A 2845-nucleotide genomic window follows, 5' to 3' on the forward strand; every position below is an offset into this window, starting at 1 on the left:
GGTTCTTCTAAAAGCCTATTACATACTTTCCAGTTAGATTGGTGGATAGCTGGTACAGCGTTACTGGAACACATTATCTGTTATGGCTGAAAGAGTGAGACTCACTCGGTTAGAGTGTTCTCAGCCATTACTCTTATAGTAGTGGCTTTTATTTTTAAAAGAGAGACAGACTACAACCTCATAGATAGAAAGAATCTTTATATTACCATATGCAAGGATAGAGACACGATTCAGAAGCGATTTTAAAGGCTACAAGACGTTTAAACAGAAAAGATGAGCTACCCTATAGAGTATATACTAAAACAGCTAAAACAAAGGGAAATTACAAGGGATAGGCAGATACAGAGATTAAGAAGAACCTGAAAGAGAGATTGAACTATATAAGCCAGTACAACTATGCAAGGTTTTACCTATTAATTTCCAGACTACTTGCAAAACGATTTTATTTCTGTTATTGTAATATTGGATATATACAACAAAAATAAGTTAGATATTTATTGACATATGGCCGGATTTATACTAATATAATAGTAGGAGCAAGAGAGTTTGCTCTGAGATAGAAAAATACAATCACACATAAAGTAATACATATGAGGTCACCATAATAGAGGTGGCCTTTTTTGCATTAAAATTATAAGGAATAAAATGACAACACAACAGCCACAAACTAACACACTTAGATTTACTTCAGAAGATATCCTAAATGATTTAAATACCGGAAAGTTAAAACTAACTACCGCACTTCGATATCAGCGAGAGCGTAACCTAACAGAAGAGCGCCGTCAGTTGTACAGAATTGCAGTTATTAAATTTAAAGTAAACGAGTTACAACAAGAATTAATCTCATTAGGAGCATGAAAAAATGCAAGTTGAACTGCCTAGAGAGCTGGTGCAGTGGTTAGATGATAACTACCCGAATAAATCTAGACCAGCAGCAATAAAATATTTGATTAAACAGGAAATGAATAAAACAAACAACGATAACTCCAACGATAGGGGAAATAATGACAGAGAACAACAACAATAATAATGTAAGAACCTTTTCTAAAAACTATACTGATGTTAGCTCCATTCAACATATTATTATAAACGGAGAAAAGAAGTTATTCGGCTGGTCACTTAAATTTCTTTATGGCTACTTATTAACATTTCAAGAGAATACTGGTGGCGCTGTTTATCCAAGTGAAAAGCGAATAGCAGAGGATTTAGGTGCGGGGATTAAAACAATTAGTAAACATTTAAAAGGACTTGAGGAGCTCGGTCTTGTTAAGAAAGAATCTCGGAAAGGCCTTTCAAACATTTACTATGTTTTAGATATTAATGAAGTAGTAGGATTCAAAACAGACCTGACAGGTCAGCTAAAAGGCACGCGCTATGAACGTGCAGAACAGCCATTAGAGCAGGTTAACTGCTTAACCAATGCAAAGGTACAGCCTAAGCCTGTAAGTGCCTTTATAGAAGCAAAATCACAGGCTAACAAAGTCTCTGATAATGAATCAGTGAATGAAAGCTTAAAAGTAGAAGAAATAGCCATTAAAGAAATAGAACAGATAAAAGAAAAACCGATAGAAATTTATTCGCCAAAGCACAATGAAGATGAAGACGACCTCCCAGATTTTGCAAGGTCAGACTATAAGCATGTAGCAGTTGTTAAGAAGCCTGAGCCTAAACAATACTATTATCCAGATGTAGGTATTCAATCTGGTAATTGTGATCATATACCTGAACCATTCTAAATAGGGGGTGTTATTCGTACATGCAATATAGACCGTGTTAAGAGCTATAACGATTGTGTAAACAGTCAGATTAAACAACCAAACTCCTTGTACTATGCACTGACAGCAGCAGAGATAAAGCACATAAAGAATAAACGGAAGAAAACTCTTAAGATCACTGAGGATGGTGTGGATTATTTAGAAGGTGGTTACTATCAAAAAGACTATGCCAATATACCTCATATGGGATGGTTGTACTTTAACCGTCGCGACCAGTACGAGCTAAACGAGCATCAGGTGGGGATGTGGGTTCCAGTTCACGAATAGAGGATCATAAAATAATGAAGAAGAAATTAATTATAGAATTGGAAAGCTACCAGTATCAACTACTACTGAAACAGTGCAATGCTCGTGGATGGTCAATTGCAGGATATCTTATTTGGATAGCCCAACAGGAATCAAAGAGAATTGAACAGGAGGTGAATTGAAGATACTGACATTACTATTCTTACTCACTTTGACGGTTGTAGCTTTACCACAAGTAGCACCAACATTGATTATTTCACAATTACCTGCCGCAACGATGGTAATAACCGCAATAGCACTCCTATGATGTGATTCTCGTGTGAATTTGCAAGCTGTGAGAAGAGTTCTAATAAAACCTAAGCTACCCTATGTCTTTTGGTGTACTCATCTAAAACACCACGTCTATCACGTCAGAATGCGGTGATATAAAAACAACAACAATAATAAAAACAAGGAAACTACTTATGATGTACTTTTTGAAAAAACAGAAACAGAAGAAAGCAGTGAAGAAGACAAATAAGATTTTGAATGAACTTGAAAGTATCTATCTAGACCTGAATTATTTTGATAAGGACGATATCAATCTATTCTCGTTAATCGAATACACAAACGATAAATTAGACCAATTAGCTACCGTTATTTTAAGTAATGAACAATATCTCACTGAACATCATCAGGATTTAATAGAACGAGCTAACCGTGTTCAACATATCGCATTGAAGTGTGGTGAACAGGCTGTAAAAGAATTTGAAAAAGAGTTATTAGAATGTGGGGGTGTTCTTGCATAAGAAGAATATTAAAATAAATAAGAAATAGTCAAGGAA

4 protein-coding genes are annotated in these 2845 nt (G+C 35.3%); all 4 read left to right on the forward strand.

Annotated elements, in window-relative coordinates:
- Positions 1–645 precede the first annotated feature (645 nt).
- Positions 646–858 carry a hypothetical protein gene (locus tag V2A85_RS22965; protein WP_420072469.1) on the forward strand — a complete coding sequence of 71 codons (213 nt, stop codon included), beginning with the start codon at positions 646–648 and terminating at the stop codon, positions 856–858.
- Between the two features lie 4 nt (positions 859–862).
- The gene (locus V2A85_RS22970; RefSeq protein ID WP_248579086.1) at positions 863–1027 is read left to right on the forward strand and encodes a hypothetical protein; all 165 of its coding nucleotides are present in this window, start codon (positions 863–865) and stop codon (positions 1025–1027) included.
- Positions 1005–1736, forward strand: coding sequence for a helix-turn-helix domain-containing protein (locus V2A85_RS22975; protein WP_420072470.1), 732 nt, complete (start codon positions 1005–1007; stop codon positions 1734–1736). The genes V2A85_RS22970 and V2A85_RS22975 overlap by 23 nt, the downstream gene beginning before the upstream one ends.
- 749 nt (positions 1737–2485) lie before the next feature.
- Positions 2486–2809, forward strand: coding sequence for a hypothetical protein (locus V2A85_RS22980; RefSeq protein WP_420072471.1), 324 nt, complete (start codon positions 2486–2488; stop codon positions 2807–2809).
- Positions 2810–2845: the final 36 nt, after the last annotated feature.

This window comes from Yersinia sp. 1252 StPb PI (genome assembly GCF_048593885.1).
Lineage (GTDB): Bacteria > Pseudomonadota > Gammaproteobacteria > Enterobacterales > Enterobacteriaceae > Yersinia > Yersinia enterocolitica_E.

Bases quoted from the DNA above. Each gene is read 5' to 3' on its own strand.
- V2A85_RS22980 (WP_420072471.1), top strand. From the start codon at position 2,486: ATGATGTACTTTTTGAAAAAACAGAAACAGAAGAAAGCAGTGAAGAAG.
- V2A85_RS22975 (WP_420072470.1), top strand. From the start codon at position 1,005: ATGACAGAGAACAACAACAATAATAATGTAAGAACCTTTTCTAAAAAC.
- V2A85_RS22970 (WP_248579086.1), top strand. From the start codon at position 863: ATGCAAGTTGAACTGCCTAGAGAGCTGGTGCAGTGGTTAGATGATAAC.
- V2A85_RS22965 (WP_420072469.1), top strand. From the start codon at position 646: ATGACAACACAACAGCCACAAACTAACACACTTAGATTTACTTCAGAA.